14 protein-coding genes are annotated in these 15,530 nt (G+C 62.7%); 6 read left to right on the top strand and 8 right to left on the bottom strand.

From position 1 onward, the window contains the following. Positions 1-3: 3 nt before the first annotated feature. Entirely contained in the window at positions 4-1,383 is a 1,380-nt protein-coding gene (locus ROSMUC_RS00970) for an aminotransferase (RefSeq protein WP_102105849.1), read from the top strand. Further along, positions 1,376-2,173, top strand: coding sequence for a phytanoyl-CoA dioxygenase family protein (locus tag ROSMUC_RS00965; RefSeq protein WP_037268549.1), 798 nt, complete (start codon positions 1,376-1,378; stop codon positions 2,171-2,173). The genes ROSMUC_RS00970 and ROSMUC_RS00965 overlap by 8 nt, the downstream gene beginning before the upstream one ends. Here ROSMUC_RS00965 and ROSMUC_RS00960 read toward each other — a convergent pair. From ROSMUC_RS00960 to ROSMUC_RS00950, 3 genes are all read right to left on the bottom strand, one after another. Then, positions 2,155-2,751, bottom strand: a complete 597-nt coding sequence (locus ROSMUC_RS00960) for a GNAT family N-acetyltransferase (protein ID WP_052115209.1) — start codon at positions 2,749-2,751, stop codon at positions 2,155-2,157. The genes ROSMUC_RS00965 and ROSMUC_RS00960 overlap by 19 nt on opposite strands. Continuing rightward, positions 2,748-3,527, bottom strand: a complete 780-nt coding sequence (locus tag ROSMUC_RS00955; RefSeq protein ID WP_037268547.1) for a methyltransferase domain-containing protein — start codon at positions 3,525-3,527, stop codon at positions 2,748-2,750. Before ROSMUC_RS00955 ends, ROSMUC_RS00960 begins: the two co-directional genes overlap by 4 nt. Positions 3,528-3,597: 70 nt before the next feature. Next, the gene (locus ROSMUC_RS00950) at positions 3,598-4,401 is read right to left on the bottom strand and encodes a CE1 family esterase (protein WP_037268545.1); all 804 of its coding nucleotides are present in this window, start codon (positions 4,399-4,401) and stop codon (positions 3,598-3,600) included. Positions 4,402-4,580: 179 nt separating this feature from the next. Between ROSMUC_RS00950 and ROSMUC_RS00945 the strand changes: the two genes are divergently transcribed. Then, a complete protein-coding gene (locus ROSMUC_RS00945) occupies positions 4,581-4,976 on the top strand; it encodes a hypothetical protein (protein WP_037268543.1) in 396 nt (131 codons plus the stop codon). Positions 4,977-4,981: 5 nt separating this feature from the next. Further along, positions 4,982-7,114 (top strand): ATP-binding protein, encoded by a 2,133-nt coding sequence (locus tag ROSMUC_RS00940; protein WP_052115208.1) that lies wholly within the window; start codon positions 4,982-4,984, stop codon positions 7,112-7,114. A gap of 5 nt (positions 7,115-7,119) precedes the next feature. On the opposite strand, the gene ROSMUC_RS00935 is transcribed toward ROSMUC_RS00940, so the two are convergent. Then, a complete protein-coding gene (locus ROSMUC_RS00935) occupies positions 7,120-8,787 on the bottom strand; it encodes an NAD+ synthase (RefSeq protein ID WP_037268541.1) in 1,668 nt (555 codons plus the stop codon). A 153-nt stretch (positions 8,788-8,940) separates the two neighbouring features. Here ROSMUC_RS00935 and ROSMUC_RS00930 point away from each other — a divergent pair, with 153 nt between their 5' ends. After that, on the top strand, positions 8,941-10,353 hold the full coding sequence (locus ROSMUC_RS00930) for an MORN repeat-containing protein (protein WP_037268539.1): 1,413 nt from the start codon (positions 8,941-8,943) through the stop codon (positions 10,351-10,353). On the opposite strand, the gene ROSMUC_RS00925 is transcribed toward ROSMUC_RS00930, so the two are convergent. Together ROSMUC_RS00925 and ROSMUC_RS00920 are read right to left on the bottom strand one after the other, a co-directional pair. Beyond that, a complete protein-coding gene (locus ROSMUC_RS00925; protein ID WP_037268535.1) occupies positions 10,354-11,883 on the bottom strand; it encodes a cryptochrome/photolyase family protein in 1,530 nt (509 codons plus the stop codon). Continuing rightward, the gene (locus ROSMUC_RS00920; RefSeq protein ID WP_037268533.1) at positions 11,877-12,542 is read right to left on the bottom strand and encodes an SDR family NAD(P)-dependent oxidoreductase; all 666 of its coding nucleotides are present in this window, start codon (positions 12,540-12,542) and stop codon (positions 11,877-11,879) included. Before ROSMUC_RS00920 ends, ROSMUC_RS00925 begins: the two co-directional genes overlap by 7 nt. A 261-nt stretch (positions 12,543-12,803) precedes the next feature. Between ROSMUC_RS00920 and ROSMUC_RS00915 the strand changes: the two genes are divergently transcribed. Beyond that, a complete protein-coding gene (locus tag ROSMUC_RS00915) occupies positions 12,804-14,369 on the top strand; it encodes a 2-isopropylmalate synthase (protein ID WP_037268531.1) in 1,566 nt (521 codons plus the stop codon). A gap of 49 nt (positions 14,370-14,418) precedes the next feature. On the opposite strand, the gene ROSMUC_RS00910 is transcribed toward ROSMUC_RS00915, so the two are convergent. Both ROSMUC_RS00910 and ROSMUC_RS00905 read right to left on the bottom strand, forming a co-directional pair. Further along, positions 14,419-14,907 (bottom strand): anthrone oxygenase family protein, encoded by a 489-nt coding sequence (locus tag ROSMUC_RS00910; RefSeq protein ID WP_037269756.1) that lies wholly within the window; start codon positions 14,905-14,907, stop codon positions 14,419-14,421. A gap of 34 nt (positions 14,908-14,941) precedes the next feature. Further along, the gene (locus ROSMUC_RS00905) at positions 14,942-15,523 is read right to left on the bottom strand and encodes an NAD(P)H-dependent oxidoreductase (RefSeq protein WP_037268529.1); all 582 of its coding nucleotides are present in this window, start codon (positions 15,521-15,523) and stop codon (positions 14,942-14,944) included. Between the last annotated feature and the right edge of the window lie 7 nt (positions 15,524-15,530).

The raw sequence follows: 15,530 nt of genomic DNA, 5'->3' as shown, positions 1-15,530 counted from the left end.
ACCATGAACACCCATTCCAACACGCCTGCCCCCGACGACCTGACCCTCTGGGATCGCACCCATAACCTGCACCCCTGGACCGGCATCCGCGACTGGCGCAAATCGGATCTCCTGCGGGTCAACACCGCGCAGGGCATCCATATCTGGGATAGCAAGGGCAAGCGCCATATCGACGGGCCGGGGGGCATGTGGTGTGTTCAGATCGGCTATGGCCGGGCCGAGATGGCCGAGGCGATTGCGGCGCAGGCCATGTCGATGCCCTATGCCTCGCCCTGGTCCTTCACCACCGAACCCGCCGCGCTTCTGGCGCGCAAGCTTGCGGAATTGACCCCCGGCGATCTCAACACCGTGCATTTCACCACCGGCGGCTCGACCGCTGTCGATACCGCCATCCGGGTCGTGCAATTCCTCAACAACCGGCTGGGCCGCCCGGACAAGAAGATCGTGCTCTCGCGCGAAAAGGCCTATCACGGCTCGACCTATCTCGCCGCCACCGTGACCGGCAAGGAACGCTTCAAGACGCGGTTTGACAAGGCCGACGATCTGGTGCGGTTCCTGCCCGACGTGAACCCCTACCGCCGTCCCGCAGGCATGAGCGTGGCGGATTGGGGTGATCTCAAAATCGCCGAGTTCGAGCAGATGATCGCCGACGTTGGCCCCGAGCGCATCGGCGCCTTCATCGCCGAACCGATCCTGTGTTCTGGTGGCGTTGTCGTGCCGCCCCCCGGCTATCACCAACGCACCGCCGAAATCTGCCGCCAGCACGACATCCTCTATATCTCGGACGAGGTCGTGACCGGCTTTGGCAGGCTGGGCCATTGGTTCGCCTCCGAAGAGGTCTTTGGCGTCACCCCCGACATCATCACCTGCGCCAAGGGGCTGACCTCTGGCTATGTGCCGCTCGGGGCCTGCATCCTGTCGGACCGGCTGATGGAACGGCTGGCCGGGGTCGAGGGCGATGACGTGTTCTACAATGGCTATACCTATTGCGGACATCCCGTGGCCTGCGCCGCCGCGCTCAAGAATATCGAGATCATCGAGCGCGAGGATATTCTCGCCCATGTCCGCCGCATCACCCCGCAATTTCAGGCGCGGTTGCGCAGCATCGGCGAGAGGTTCGACATAGTTGGCGACGCGCGCGGCATGGGGCTCTTGGGCTGTCTCGAATGTCGGCCAGACCTCAGCGACGAAAGCTATGCCAAACATCTGCAATTCGGGGCCAAACTCGATGCCGCCTGCGAGGCGCGGGGCCTCTTGCTGCGCCCTTACGGCAATATGGCGGTGTTCTCGCCGCCGCTGATCATCACCACAGAGGAGATAGATGAAATGTTCGAGATCATGGAGGCGGGGCTGACCCAACTCAGCGCCGAATACAATGGTTGAGGTCGCGCGCCTGAACGCGAAAGCCGATCCGGGCATGATCGCCAAGGCCCTGCTGAGCGAGGGCGGGGTAGTCGTCGAAGCGGTAGCAGGCCATGATCTGCTCGACCGCGTCACGGCTGATCTGCGTGGCCCGTTCGACGAGCAAGGGCACAAGTTCGCCAATGATTTCAACGGCTACAAGACGCGCCGTCTGGGCAGCATCCTCAAGATTTCAGAGGCCGCAGCAGATATTCTCGCGCATCCGCTGGTGATGGAGGTGGCCGACCGCGTGCTCAAACGCCATTGCATCAGCTATCGCATCGGGTCGTCCACCGCGATCGAAATCCTGCCGGGGGAAAAGGCACAGGTGCTGCACCGCGACGACGATTTCTACCCGATCCGGATTCCCGGCGTGGAGTTCCAGATTTCCGCGATGTGGGCGCTGGATGATTTCACGGTCGAGAATGGCGCGACGCGGGTTGTTCCCGGCTCTCAGGACCTGCGCCCGATCAAGAGCATCACCGAGGATCAGATCACGCAGGCGGTGATGCCGCGCGGTTCGGTGCTGTTTTACCTTGGGGCCACGGTGCATGCGGGCGGGGCCAACCGTGCCACTGCCCCGCGCAAAGGGCTGATCACCACCTATTCACTGGGCTGGCTCCGGCAAGAGGAGAACATGTATCTCTCGGTGCCGAAATCCAAGGCGGATCAATACCCCGACGCCGTGCGCCGGCTGATGGGGTATCAGGGTCACGGGCGCAATCTGGGCGTCTATCCCGGCGACCCCGACGGCTATTGGTTCGACGCCTGAGCGCGCCATTCGGCGCGGGTGATCTCGAACCACGCCACATCACTGGCATAGGCGCGCGCCGGGCCGCAATCGCGCATCCCACATTTACGCAGCACGTTTTGCGAGGCGCGATTGACCGGGTCGGTGCAGGCCACAACCTGCGCCAAGGCCGTCTGTTGAAAGGCAAAACGCAGCAATCGGTCACAGATTTCTGTGGCAAAGCCCTGCCCCCACGCGCCGGGCTTGAGCAGGTATCCCACCTCGATTTCTACCTCGGGGTAAGCATCGGGCACCAGTTGCGCCCAATCCGGGGCTTCGGTCTCGATGGGAACTGGTGTCAGCACGCCATCGCCGATCTTTTCGCCGGTCGCACGATCCAGAACGCACCAGATGCCCAATCGCCCGCCAGCACCACGCCGGAGTGCGTTAGGCATGTGGGCGCGCGCCTCCGCTTCGGTCAGCGCCTGCCCCACAAATCGCATGACCGCAGGATCGCAGAGCAAATCTAGACACAAATCCTCGTCCTCCGCAGCCCAAGGCCGCAAGCGCAGACGTGGTGTGTCGAGCACCAGCGCCCGTTGCGCGATGGGCCTGATCATGACGGCTTGCGGCCCCGGATATGGTGTGGACAATGCTCGCCCGAGCGCAAAACCGGCACCATGGCCGTCCAGGTCTCGATCTGATGCGCGATAAACTCTGCGCCATGCCGCGCCTCCCATGTCGCGCGGCGCGGGCCGGACAGCTCCTCCAGCTCCGCCGCCGCAACCTGCGAATACCAAGGGCTGCGGTCGAGGAGCGCTACATCGACAAACCCCGCCGCCGTCAGCGCCGCGCGATACCGCGCGGGCGAGGCCATGGCAAAATCAAGCGCCTCAAGCGCGATGTAATGCGCCATTTCGGGCGAGGGCGCGCCGTCATGCGCGCGCAACCAATCCGAGGCGGCAAAGATACCACCCGGTTTGAGCACCCGAAACACCTCGGCCGCCAGCGCCTCCTTGTCGGGAATGTGGATGATGGAATCCTTGGAGAACACCACGTCAAAGCTGTGATCCGCATAGGGAAACGGCCCCGGAGTGACCTTGTCGATGGTGATCTTTCCCGCCAGCCCCGCCGCATCCGCGCGGGCGCGCGCGGCGGCGCAAACCGGTTCTTCTACATCTATCCCCGTCACATGCGCAGCGCCATGGTCGCGCACCATCAAAACCGCAATAGCACCGGACCCACAGCCAATATCGAGCACCTGCGCCCCCGCCAGATCAACCCCGTCCAGCACCCGCTCCACTTCCTCCGGGCCACCGGGCGAGAGAAACCCCTCGCCCCAAAGCTCCTCAAGAAAGCCGATATGGCTTTGATCGTAAAGAATATCCTCCGACATGCGATGCCCCCCGACTGAATGTCCATTCAGCGGAGTATTCCGCGAACAGAGACATCAAACAAGCCCCGCCTCAGAGCTGCCCCGCCGCCTGCAACTGTTGCCAAGCAAAGCGCAAATAACTGCTGCGAAAGCTGTGACCGCCCGGGTGCAGGCAAAAATCGAGAACTTCACCCTTGGTATTGCGGCTGTTCTGACATTCGAGGTCCTCGAATTCCGTCTCGCCGCTCGGGCTGAACCCACCCAGCGCCTGATACATGTCAAGCGCCTCGGCGACATCGCCCTGATGCGTGTCCAGAATGGCCCGGCCAGCCAGAGGCACGGTGGGGTCTGTCGTGCCGTGAATATGCACAAGGCTTGCCGCGGGCGTGGCGCAGGTCTCGGGCGGCTTCATCCAGAAGGTTCCGGCGATTGCGGCAAAGCCCGCGAACCGCTCGGGCATGGTGCAGGCGAGGTTCCAGACCATCATGCCGCCCGCGGAAAATCCCGCCGCCATCATGCGCTTGGGATCAATCGGAAACCGGCGCGCGGCATCCTCGATCACCGCCTCGACATAGCGGAATTCAACCGATCCATCGCTGTCCATATGGCGCGGCGCATAGGGAATCACCCAGTCGTCATCAGCGGATTTGAGCGCGATCAATGCCAGCCCCATGTCGGATACCACTTTCCGCAGGTTCTGATTCTGCATCACCGCCGCCGCCGACCCGCGATAGCCATGGGCAAAGACCACGGCGCCCACTGGGCCTGTGCTCTGCCCCTCGGGCATGGCGATGCGGTAATGCCGGTCGCCCAGCATGCAATCTGTATCCGGCCCGCAGGCCAGTGCCGGCCCCGCAAGCACCCCGGTTGTCAGAAAAATTGCCAAGACTCGCATTGCACTCTCCTTGCTTCGACATGGACCGACCTAAGCGAAATGGTGACGGATCGGGATCACAAGCGCGTGTCATACCGCCTCGAATAACGCGGATTTGATCGAAATCCTTTGCGTGGATCAACTCTTTGCTAACGCTCTTGGGTTTGGATTGTTCCGACCGCCCAAGACGGAGATGGCACATGACACGATTCACCCTCTTTGCCCTGCTGGTGCTCGGCCTTACTCTTGGGACCAATGCTCAGGCGCAATCCCTGACCGAGGTGCGCACGCAGCTTCAGGCCGCACTGCAACGCAGCCTGAGCCGCGCCATGGTCGATGGTGCGCTGCCACATCTCGATCTGACCACCGGGCAACTGACCAGATTCTACCCGACTGAGAATCACGAGATCATCCTCAAGATGGACGAGGTGTATGTGATGTGCGCCACGCTCCTTGGCCCCGATGGCAGGGAGGTGCCGGTGGATTACTACATCTCGCAGAATGGCGGGCGCTATGGCGTGATCCGGACCGAGATCGACAACCGCACCCCGCTCAAGGCGCTGATGGACGCGGGCCGCGCCACCCGTTTGGAGTGATCCCGATGGCCACGACCGACGGGGCCGCGCTGCGCACGCCGACGCTGGGGCTTTACCTCAAGCTGACGGCAGTGATGGTGCCGACCTTTTTGCTCTTTGCCGCCTCCGGGCTCTTGTGGCTCAGCGAAAAGAACTTGTTGCGCAGCGAAGAGGCGATGGCCATGCGTATCGGCAATGCCACCGCCCGGCTGGGCGGCGCGCTGGAACGGTTCAGCGACCAGAGCGATGGCGCGGTCAACTGGGCCAGCCCCTATGTGACCGACCTCATGCAGACACTGCTGGGCGATCCCGCAATTCGCTGTGTGGAGCTGGTGGACCCGGCCAGCCGCGCCTTGCTGGCGGTGGTGCCCGAGGGGTTGGGCTGTCAGGGGGCCGATACCGCGCTCTCCCTGCCCTACGAGGTATTTTCCTGGCCCATAACCGAGCTTGTCACCCGCTTTGACGAACGCGAGATCGCCACCGTCAAACGCTATCAGCGCGATTTCCTGCTGATGCTTCTGGCGGGCGGCATTCTGATTGCCGCTCTTGGCAACTGGCTCTCGTTCAGGGTGATCGTCGGACGTCCGTTGCGCCGCCTCATCACCCGGCTGGAAGAGGCGCGCGAGGTGGCGGTAATCGCCAATGAGGCGAAATCCGACTTCCTCGCAAAAATGAGCCATGAGATCCGCACGCCGATGAACGGCATCATCGGCATGGCCGACATGCTCTCGGAAACCGAGCTTAGCCCGGAACAGGACAGTTATGTCAGCACCATGGTCCGCTCGGGCGACGCGCTTCTGACCATCATCAACGACATCCTCGATTTCTCCAAGATCGAGGCGGGCAAGCTCACGCTGGCCTCTGAGCCCTATCGCCTGCGCGAGATTGTCGAGGATGTCACGCAGCTTCTGGCACCGCTGGCGGCGCGCAAGGGGCTGATGCTCTATGCCGATGTCGCCCCCGACCTGCCCGAGATACTGCTGGGCGATGCCGGGCGCCTACGCCAGATCCTCGTGAATATCGCAGGCAATGCCGTGAAATTCACGCTGGAGGGGCATGTCGCCCTGCGCATCAGCGCAGGGGGCCCCGGCCAGATCGTGATCACGGTTCATGACAGCGGGGTGGGCATCCCTGCGGATCAGCAGGACAAGGTCTTTACCGCCTTCGAGCAGGTGGACAATACCGCCACCCGCAGTTTTGGCGGCACCGGTCTCGGCCTCGCGGTCAGCCGCCAGTTGGTGACGTTGATGGGGGGCACGCTGACGCTGCAATCGCGCGAGGGCGCTGGCACGCGGTTCGACATCACCCTGCCGCTCATCCCGCAAGAGACAAGCGGGCGGGGCCTGCGCGCCGCGCCTCTGGCGCAGCCCGGTCAGGATACGCCGGTGATATGGCTGTTGGACGCGTGCGCCGACCGCCGCGCCGGGCTTGCCTCTCTGCTCACCCATCTTGGCACCCGCGTGATCGAGGGCGCGGACTTGGCCGACATGCCGCATGCGACCACGCCCGCCCTCATCCTGCGCGATGACCGCGTGACCGAAGAGGGTCTGCCCGCCGCGATCCCGCAAATCCTGCTATCGGACCGTGCGGCACAAACCGGCGGCGCACTGCGCAACGTGCTGCGCAAACCCCTGCGCCATGCGCTCTTGATCGAGGCCGCGCGCGCCGCCCTCAATGGCCATCTGACAGCACTCACGTCCGAACCTGCGGACGCCCGCCGCACCGAGGCTTGGGCTGAGGGGCTGCAAATCCTTGCCGTCGACGACAATGCCACCAATCGCTTACTTCTGGAGCGCTATTTTGCCCGCTCCGGCGCGCTGCTGCGCCTTGCCGCCAACGGGGCCGAAGCGGTGGCGCTCTATAGCGCGGCACCCGCTGATCTGGTGCTGATGGATGTCTCCATGCCAGGCATGGACGGTTATCAGGCCACTGGCCTCATCCGCACCCAAGAGGCCGCACAGGATCTGCCGCCCGCGCATGTCGTGGCCGTCACCGCCAATGTTCTGGAACAACACCGGCAAGAGGCGCATCTGGCGGGAATGGACGGCTTTCTTGGCAAGCCGCTGCGCAAGGCGGATCTGGTCGCCTATATCGCCCGCCTGCTGGAAAGCGGCGACTTGGTGCCGCGCCCTGCGGCACACCGCCCTGCCGCCGAATAGACGGATCAGCCCTCGCCGTACCCATCCCGCCAACGATTCACAATCGGATAGCGCCGATCCAGCCAGAACGCCCGTTTGCTTAGCCGCGTGCCGGGGGCCGCCTGAAACCGCTTGTATTCGCTGATATAGAGCAGATGTTCCACCCGCTTGGCATCGTCCCGGTCATATCCCGCCGCGACGCAATCCGAAATCGAGCCATCCTGATCCACCAGAATGGTCAATATCCCGTCCAGCACCGGATAATCGGGCAACGAATCGCTGTCCTTCTGATCGGCGCGCAATTCGGCACTGGGCGGCTTGGAGATGACCCGCTCGGGGATCACCGCCCCCTCTGGCCCCATCATCCAGCCGCGATGCTGGGCATTACGCCAACGGCAAATCTCGAACACACGGCTTTTGTAGAGGTCCTTGATCGGGTTATAGCCCCCCGCCATATCGCCATAGATCGTGGCATAACCCACCGCCACTTCGGATTTGTTGCCGGTGGTCAGCAGCATTTCGCCAAACTTGTTGCTGAGCGCCATCAGCAAGAGCCCGCGCAGCCGTGACTGGATATTCTCCTCGGTCAGGTCCGGCTTGGTGCCCCCAAACAACGGTGCCAGCGTCGCCGTGATCGCCGCGCGGCCTGCGTCGATCGGCACGAAATCATAGCGGCAGCCGAGGTTTTCCGCGACGGCCTTGGCATCCTCAAGCGAGTCCGCCGAGGTATATTCCGACGGCAACATCACGCAGCGCACATTCTCGGCCCCCAGTGCATCAACGGCAATGGTGGCAACAATGGCGCTGTCGACCCCGCCCGAAAGCCCCAGCAAGACCTTTGAAAACCCCGATTTGCGCAGGTAATCGCGCAAACTGAGCACCATCGCGGTATAATCCTGCTCCATATCATCCGGCAAATGCGCCAAATCCCCCGGCACCGCGCGCCAGCCCTCCGGCCCCCGCTCCAGATCGACATGCGTCACCGCCTCTTGAAACATCGGTAATTGCACCGCGAGCGCGCCGCCGGGATTGAGCACGAAAGAGCCGCCATCGAACATCTGATCGTCCTGCCCGCCCACCATGTTGAGATAGACCAGAGGCAAACCAGTTTCGATCACCCGTGCCACCATCATGTTTTGGCGCAGGTCCATCTTGTCGCGGTAATGCGGCGACCCATTGGGCACGAGCAGGATTTCCGCCCCGGTTTCGGCCAATGTCTCGGCCACATCCTCGTGCCAGGCGTCCTCGCAGATCGGGCTGCCGATCCGCACGCCCGCCACCGTATAGGGCCCCGCCACCGGCCCGCTTTCATATAGCCGGACCTCGTCAAAAACCGTCTCATTGGGCAGATGATGCTTGAGCACGCGGGCGCGCACCACGCCGCCCTGCAAGATGTAATAGGCATTATAGAGGCCGATACCCTCCAGCGCCGGGCCTCCGATGGCCAGCGCCGGCCCCTCGGCGCAGTCGCGCGCCAGCGCCTCGATCGCGGCAATCGCCGCCTGATGAAAGGCCGGCTTCTGCACCAGGTCTTGCGTGTTGTAGCCGGTGATGAACATCTCGGGCAGCGCCACCAGATCGGCCCCCGCCGCGCGCCCTTCTTCCCATGCTGCGCGCGCGATACGCGCATTGCCCGCCAGATCCCCCACCGTGGGGTTCAACTGCGCCAGCGTCAGGCGAAACCTGTCACCCATGTCCTTGCCCTCTGCTTGTCCTCGCGCCTGATGTAGCAGATCACCGCCGGAGGGAAAGACGATTTGGCCAAAACCCGTTGTCAGCCCTTGCCCCGTCCTCTAGATTTGACGCAGCCGCCGTATCATCGGGCGGGATCGGGCATCGGGGCAGATATGAACTTTTCGCGCACAAGACCCATCCTTCTGAGCATCGCGCTCGGCACGGCCAGCTTGGCCGCCGCGCAGGATGCAGAGGTGCAGACCAAGCAATATGACGATGGCGGCATCTATGAGGGCACCTTCAAGGACGGGCTGCAACATGGCACCGGCACCTATACCCTGCCCAATGGCTATCAATATACCGGCGAATGGGTCGAGGGTGAAATCCGCGGCAAGGGTGTCGCGCGTTTTCCCAATGGCTCGGTCTACGAGGGAGAATTCGCGCGCGGCAAGCCCAATGGCATCGGCAAGATCGTGTTTACTGATGGCGGCACCTATGAGGGGGCCTGGGAGGATGGCAAGATCACCGGCCAAGGTGTTGCGATCTATGCCAATGGCGTGCGCTACGAGGGCGGGTTTCTCAATGCCATGCACCACGGGCGCGGCCGGATGCAGAGCCCGGGGGGCTATGTCTATGACGGCGATTGGATGAATGGCGTCAAGGAGGGCACGGCCAAGATCACCTATCCCGATGGTGCGGTCTACGAAGGCGCCGTGGCGCGCGGCGCGCGCGAGGGAGAGGGCACGCTGACCATGCCCGACGGGCTGATCTATCAGGGCACCTGGCGCGCCGGAGAGATTGACGGCAAGGGCAAGCTCACGCAGCCCAATGGCGATGTCTATGAGGGCGATCTTGTCGCTGGCCGGCGCGAGGGCTCGGGCCGCGTCACCTATGAGAATGGCGATCTCTACGAGGGGGCCTTCAAGGATGACCGCCGCCACGGTCAGGGCAAATTCACCGGCACCGATGGTTATCTCTATGAGGGCGAATGGATCGCGGGCAAAATCTCGGGTCAGGGGCGCGTCACCTATCCCGATGGCTCGGTCTATGAGGGGCAATTCCGCGATGATCTGGCCAATGGCGAGGGGCGCATCACTTACCCTGACGGGTCAACCTATGAGGGCTCATGGGTCGGCGGCGTGATCGAGGGCACCGGGCGTGCCACCTATCCCAACGGCCTCGTCTATGAGGGCGAATTCCAGAACGCCCGCAACCATGGCACCGGGGTCATGACCTATCCCGACGGCTATCGCTATGAGGGGGAATGGCAGGACGGCCAACGCCATGGCAGCGGCACCGCGACCTATCCCGATGGCACGATCTATGTGGGCGGATTTGTCGACGGGCAGCGCCACGGACAGGGCAAGATCACGATGCCCGATGGCTTTGTCTACGAGGGCGACTGGCAGAACGGTGAGATTTCGGGGCGTGGCGTCGCCACCTACACAAATGGCGATGTCTATGAGGGCATGTTCCGTGCGGGCAAGCGGCAGGGCGAAGGCACGATGCGCTACGCCACCGGGCAAGAGGCCAGCGGCACATGGGAAGACGGCGCGCTGTCTGAGGCCACGACCAAAACCGAGTGATCAGACGATGCGCCCCGCATCCAGATCGCCCAGCACGCGCGCGGCCCCGTCCAGCACAGCCTGACGGCGGGTGGCTTCCATCTTGTCCCAGGTGCGATAAACTGGCCCCATACGTGGATTGCGCCCGAATCGATCGCGGTGCCGGATCAGGAAATCCCAATAGAGCAGGTTGAAGGGACAGGCGTCATCGCCGGTCTTGTCCTTGACCGAATAGGCGCAGGACCGGCAGTAATCCGACATCTTGTCGATGTAATTGCCCGAACTCACGTAGGGTTTGCTGGCGATGATACCACCGTCGGCAAACTGGCTCATCCCGATCACATTCGGGGCCTCGACCCATTCAAAGGCATCGGCATAAACCGACAGATACCAGTCATGCACCTGTGCGGGGTCAATCCCGGCCATCAGCGCGAAGTTACCCGTCACCATCAGGCGTTGAATGTGGTGCGCATAGGCCTCTTTTTCTGTCACATCAACAGCTTGCGAGACACAGTTCATACGGGTCTCGGCCCCCCAATACATCGCTGGCAGATCGCGCCCATGGCCCAGCGCGTTGCGCGTCGCATAGTCCGGCCCCTCGCGGAAATAGAGCCCCCGGACATATTCGCGCCAGCCGATCACCTGCCGGATATAGCCCTCGGCGGCATTGATCGGCACTCGGCCCGCTTGCCATTCTTCAACAATACTAGTGCAGATATCCATAGGATTGAGCAATCCGATGTTCAAATACATCGAAATTACCGAATGGTGCAGGAACGCATCCCCCTCCAGCATCGCGTCCTGCGTGTCGCCAAACCCGGCCAGCAAATTGCGTGCGAAATGGTCAAAGGCTTGGGCGGCCCCGGCCCGTGTCACCGCAAACCAGAACGGGCGCAACCTGCCGAAATGCTTGCCAAATCGCCCCTCGACCAGATCGAGCACCTCAGCCGTGATTGCATCCGGTTCAAATTGCAGCGGGGTTGCACGCAGCAGGTCCGCTTGCGCACGTTTGCGATTGTCATGGTCAAAATTCCACTTGCCCCCCGCAGGCTGACCGTCCTCCATCAAGAACCCGGTCTTGCGCCGCATCTCGCGATAGAAATACTCCATCCGAAGCTCTTTGCGCCCCTCAGCCCAGCGATCGAACTCTTCCAGCGTGCAGATAAACCGATCATCCGGCAGTTGCCGAACGGTCAACGGCGCTTCTTCGAGCGCCTTAATCAGCCGCCACTCGCCGGGCTGCGTGGCGATCACCTCGGACGCGCCAAATTCCTGGGCGCGGCGGATCAACTCGCCGACAATCGACGGCGTGGCCTCGGGATCATCCAGCCGCGTATAGGCCACCTGCCAGCCATCCGCGCGCAACTCTTCTGCGAAATGCCGCATCGCCGACAGGATCAGTGCGATTTTCTTGGGATGGTGCGGCACATAGCTGCCCTCGTCCATCACCTCGGCCATGACCACCACATCATGCGCCTTGTCCGCCGCACAGAGCGCAGAGAGACCCGGGCTAAGCTGATCCCCCAGCACCAACACCAGCCGCGTCACCATGGCACGGGTTTCCCCTGCCAATCAAAGAACCCGCCGCTGTCCTCTGGCCGCAAGCCTTGCATGACGCGCAACAGGTTTTCCGCCGCCTCTGACGCGGGCACCGCCGGGTGCCGCCCCAGATACTTGCGGGTAAAGTCGGTCTCGACCGTGCCCGGATGCAACGCCACGCAAATCGCCGCGCGATGGCTGCGCCCCAGTTCAATCGCGCCGGTGTGGATCATCTGGTTGAGCGCGGCCTTGGCGGTGCGATAGCTATACCAGCCGCCAAAACCGTTGTCGCCGATCGAACCCACCCGCGCCGAGAGCGCCGCAAATACCGCCCGCCCCTCGCGTGGCAGAAGCCGGACACTGTGCTTGAGCACAAGCGATGGCCCCACGCAATTGAGCGCGAATTGATCCAGCATCGCCTGAGCACTCACCTGCCGCAGCGCTTTTTCCGGCGCGGCACCGCCGATTTCCAACGCCCCTGTCGCCACGAGGATCAGGTCAAACGGCCCTGTCAGCGCCCCGAGCGCCGCCGCAACCGAGGCCTCATCGGTCACGTCCAATCCATCGCCGCTGCGTGACAGGCGCGTCACCGCGACGCGCCTTGCCTCAAGGGCGGCGCTCACAGCCCGCCCGATACCGCCCGATGCGCCGATGATCAATGCGTTTTCCATGGCGCAGACCTAGCCGAAGCCCGCACAGCTTCAACCCCGAAGCGCGATGCAATTTCGGGGTTTTCATCGCTCTGCACTGCCCGTATAGTTTCGCCCATGTTGATGCAGGATCATATCACGCAATTGCCCCACGCCATTCGGCGTGCCGCTTTCGCTGTCCTGCTAGGCCTAAGCCGCCTCTGAGCGTGCCGTCTTGGCGCGACCGCTCAGAGGATGTGCCGTTTCGCGCCGCAGGCTTAGGATTTTTTGAAAGAGACCAACATGACGAATAGTACCAAAGATCGAGTCGTGATCTTCGACACCACCTTGCGCGACGGCGAACAAAGCCCCGGCGCCACCATGACCCATGCCGAAAAGCTCGAAATCGCCGGGCTGCTCGATGACATGGGCGTCGATATCATCGAGGCGGGCTTTCCCATCGCCTCCGAGGGCGATTTCAACGCCGTGAGCGAGATTGCGAAGAATTCCAAGAACGCCGTGATCTGCGGCCTCGCGCGCGCAAATTTCAAGGATATCGACCGCTGCTGGGAGGCGGTCAAACACGCGGCACAGCCCCGCATCCATACCTTTATCGGCACCTCGCCGCTGCACCGTGCGATCCCCAACCTCGACCGCGACCAGATGGCGGAGCGTATCCACGAGACGGTGACACATGCCCGCAATCTGTGCGACAACGTGCAATGGTCGCCGATGGATGCCACCCGCACCGAATGGGATTACCTCTGCCGCGTGGTGGAAATCGCGATCAAGGCGGGGGCGACCACGATCAATATTCCCGATACCGTGGGCTATACCGCGCCCGAGGAATCCGCCTCGCTCATCCGCCGTCTGATCGAAACCGTGCCAGGGGCGGATGATGTGATCTTTGCCACCCATTGCCACAACGATTTGGGCATGGCCACGGCCAACGCCCTCGCCGCCGTTGCGGGCGGCGCGCGCCAGATCGAGTGCACGATCAACGGCCTTGGCGAACGCGCGGGCAACACCGCGCTGGAAGAGGTGGTGATGGCCCTCAAGGTGCGCGGCGACATCATGCCCTATGAGACTGGCATCGACACCCGCAAGCTGATGAACATCTCGCGTCGAGTTGCCGCCGTCTCGGGCTTTCCGGTGCAGTTCAACAAGGCCATCGTCGGCAAGAACGCCTTTGCGCATGAATCCGGCATCCATCAGGACGGCATGCTCAAGAACGCCGAAACCTTCGAGATCATGCGCCCCGAGGATGTAGGCCTGACAGAGACCAATATCGTCATGGGCAAACATTCGGGCCGTGCCGCCTTGCGCTCCAAGCTCAAGGATTTGGGCTATGACTTGGCCGACAACCAGCTCAACGATGTCTTCGTCCGCTTCAAGGAATTGGCCGACCGCAAGAAGGAAATCTATGACGACGATCTCGTGGCCCTCGTCAATGCAGGTGTGGATTCCGAGAACAATCGTTTGCAGATCAAACACTTGCGCGTGATCTGCGGCACCGAAGGCCCGCAGCAAGCGACGCTCACGATGGAAATCGACGGGCGCGAGGTCTCGACCGAGGCCACCGGCGATGGGCCCGTGGATGCCACGTTCAATGCGGTCAAGGCGCTCTTTCCGCATGAGGCGCGCTTGCAGCTCTATCAGGTTCATGCCGTGACCGAGGGCACCGACGCGCAAGCCACCGTGTCGGTGCGGATGGAAGAGGCCGGGCGCATCGTGATGGGCCAGTCGGCGGATACCGATACGGTCGTGGCCTCGGCCAAGGCCTATGTCCATGCCCTCAACCGCCTGCTCGTGCGCCGCGAAAAGACCGGCAGCGACGCGCGCGAGGTCAGCTACAAGGACGTCTCCTGACAGTGACACCTGCCCCCTCGCCTTGGTGCCAAGGCGAGGGGATGCCATTTCAGACCAACAGCACCGTGCCCGCGACAAACGCTGCCGCAGCTAGTGCCGAGGCCAGAGTGCGCAGATGGTTAAGACGGGTCCAACGTCGCGCATAGTGCTGCCAATAGTCCCGCGTTTCCACCGCCTCGGTTGCCATCAGGTCAAGCCGCCGGTTCATTGGCACATTGCCCAGCATCGTCACCAGCACGACCCCAATCCCATAGATCGCGGCCCCAGCGACAAACCAGTCGGATGCCAGCCCCTCAATGCGCAGCACCGCATAAAGCGCAAGCACACCAGACACCGGCACCAGCCCCAGGAGGGCCACAAGAAAGGCCGAGCCATAAACCTCTCGGTTGATCAACTGCATGGCCTCAATGCCGACGGTCGGGCTCGCCCGCCGCAGCGACCGCATCACGAAGTCCGAGAAGGCAAGAAAAACACCCGAAACAAGCGCCATTCCCACGGCAGTTCCGCCAAAGATCGTCAGTTCCAACAGATTTGTCATCGTCATCTTCTCCTGTTTTCTGGTTGGGGCGTGCTCAGGCTGCCGTGCGGCCCATGGTGCGGGCGCGCTCGATCCAGCGGGCGCGTTTGGCCTCCTCTGCCAACTTGACCGACCCAAACTGCACCACTTTGCGCGGCTTGATCCCGCAAAACTTCAGCACCTGATTGCGGATCACCCGCCGCGGCGGTTTGAGATAGAAAAGCGTGTCGATCAGCGTCGGCGTATCGGACGTGATCAGCGCATCCGCCGTGCGCCCGGTCAACAGCCTGTCCCAGCCCATACCCCGCGAATGATACTTGAAGGCAAAGCCAGAGGTCAGCGCACGGTCGAGTACCGCCTTGGCCCGCGCCGGCATCGCCCCCCACCAATAGGGATGCACGATCATCAGGTGATCGGCCCATGCGATGTTTTCCTGCCATGTGAGCAGATCAGCTTCGAGCGCAGGAACATCCGCCCCGTAGCCTTCGAAATAGGGGTCGAACCGCATATCGTTCAGGTCCATCCGCCGCACGGTGGCACCGCCCGCTTCGGCCCCTGCCTGATAGGCATCGGCCAGCCCGGAACAAAAGGACGTGGCGCGGGGATGGGCCACCCAGATGAATATTTTGCGTGTCATATCTGAT

The organism is Roseovarius mucosus DSM 17069, assembly GCF_000768555.3.
GTDB lineage: Bacteria > Pseudomonadota > Alphaproteobacteria > Rhodobacterales > Rhodobacteraceae > Roseovarius > Roseovarius mucosus.
The sequence above is the reverse complement of the archived record's forward strand: the minus strand, read 5'-3'. Positions and strand labels throughout refer to the sequence as shown.

Excerpts from the sequence above, each read along its gene's own strand:
- ROSMUC_RS00935 (WP_037268541.1), bottom strand. The coding sequence starts at position 8,787 with ATGGGTGACAGGTTTCGCCTGACGCTGGCGCAGTTGAACCCCACGGTG.
- ROSMUC_RS00955 (WP_037268547.1), bottom strand. The coding sequence starts at position 3,527 with ATGTCGGAGGATATTCTTTACGATCAAAGCCATATCGGCTTTCTTGAG.
- ROSMUC_RS00950 (WP_037268545.1), bottom strand. The coding sequence starts at position 4,401 with ATGCGAGTCTTGGCAATTTTTCTGACAACCGGGGTGCTTGCGGGGCCG.
- ROSMUC_RS00945 (WP_037268543.1), top strand. The coding sequence starts at position 4,581 with ATGACACGATTCACCCTCTTTGCCCTGCTGGTGCTCGGCCTTACTCTT.
- ROSMUC_RS00970 (WP_102105849.1), top strand. The coding sequence starts at position 4 with ATGAACACCCATTCCAACACGCCTGCCCCCGACGACCTGACCCTCTGG.
- ROSMUC_RS00940 (WP_052115208.1), top strand. The coding sequence starts at position 4,982 with ATGGCCACGACCGACGGGGCCGCGCTGCGCACGCCGACGCTGGGGCTT.
- ROSMUC_RS00925 (WP_037268535.1), bottom strand. The coding sequence starts at position 11,883 with ATGGTGACGCGGCTGGTGTTGGTGCTGGGGGATCAGCTTAGCCCGGGT.
- ROSMUC_RS00930 (WP_037268539.1), top strand. The coding sequence starts at position 8,941 with ATGAACTTTTCGCGCACAAGACCCATCCTTCTGAGCATCGCGCTCGGC.
- ROSMUC_RS00920 (WP_037268533.1), bottom strand. The coding sequence starts at position 12,542 with ATGGAAAACGCATTGATCATCGGCGCATCGGGCGGTATCGGGCGGGCT.
- ROSMUC_RS00910 (WP_037269756.1), bottom strand. The coding sequence starts at position 14,907 with ATGACAAATCTGTTGGAACTGACGATCTTTGGCGGAACTGCCGTGGGA.
- ROSMUC_RS00965 (WP_037268549.1), top strand. The coding sequence starts at position 1,376 with ATGGTTGAGGTCGCGCGCCTGAACGCGAAAGCCGATCCGGGCATGATC.
- ROSMUC_RS00960 (WP_052115209.1), bottom strand. The coding sequence starts at position 2,751 with ATGATCAGGCCCATCGCGCAACGGGCGCTGGTGCTCGACACACCACGT.
- ROSMUC_RS00915 (WP_037268531.1), top strand. The coding sequence starts at position 12,804 with ATGACGAATAGTACCAAAGATCGAGTCGTGATCTTCGACACCACCTTG.
- ROSMUC_RS00905 (WP_037268529.1), bottom strand. The coding sequence starts at position 15,523 with ATGACACGCAAAATATTCATCTGGGTGGCCCATCCCCGCGCCACGTCC.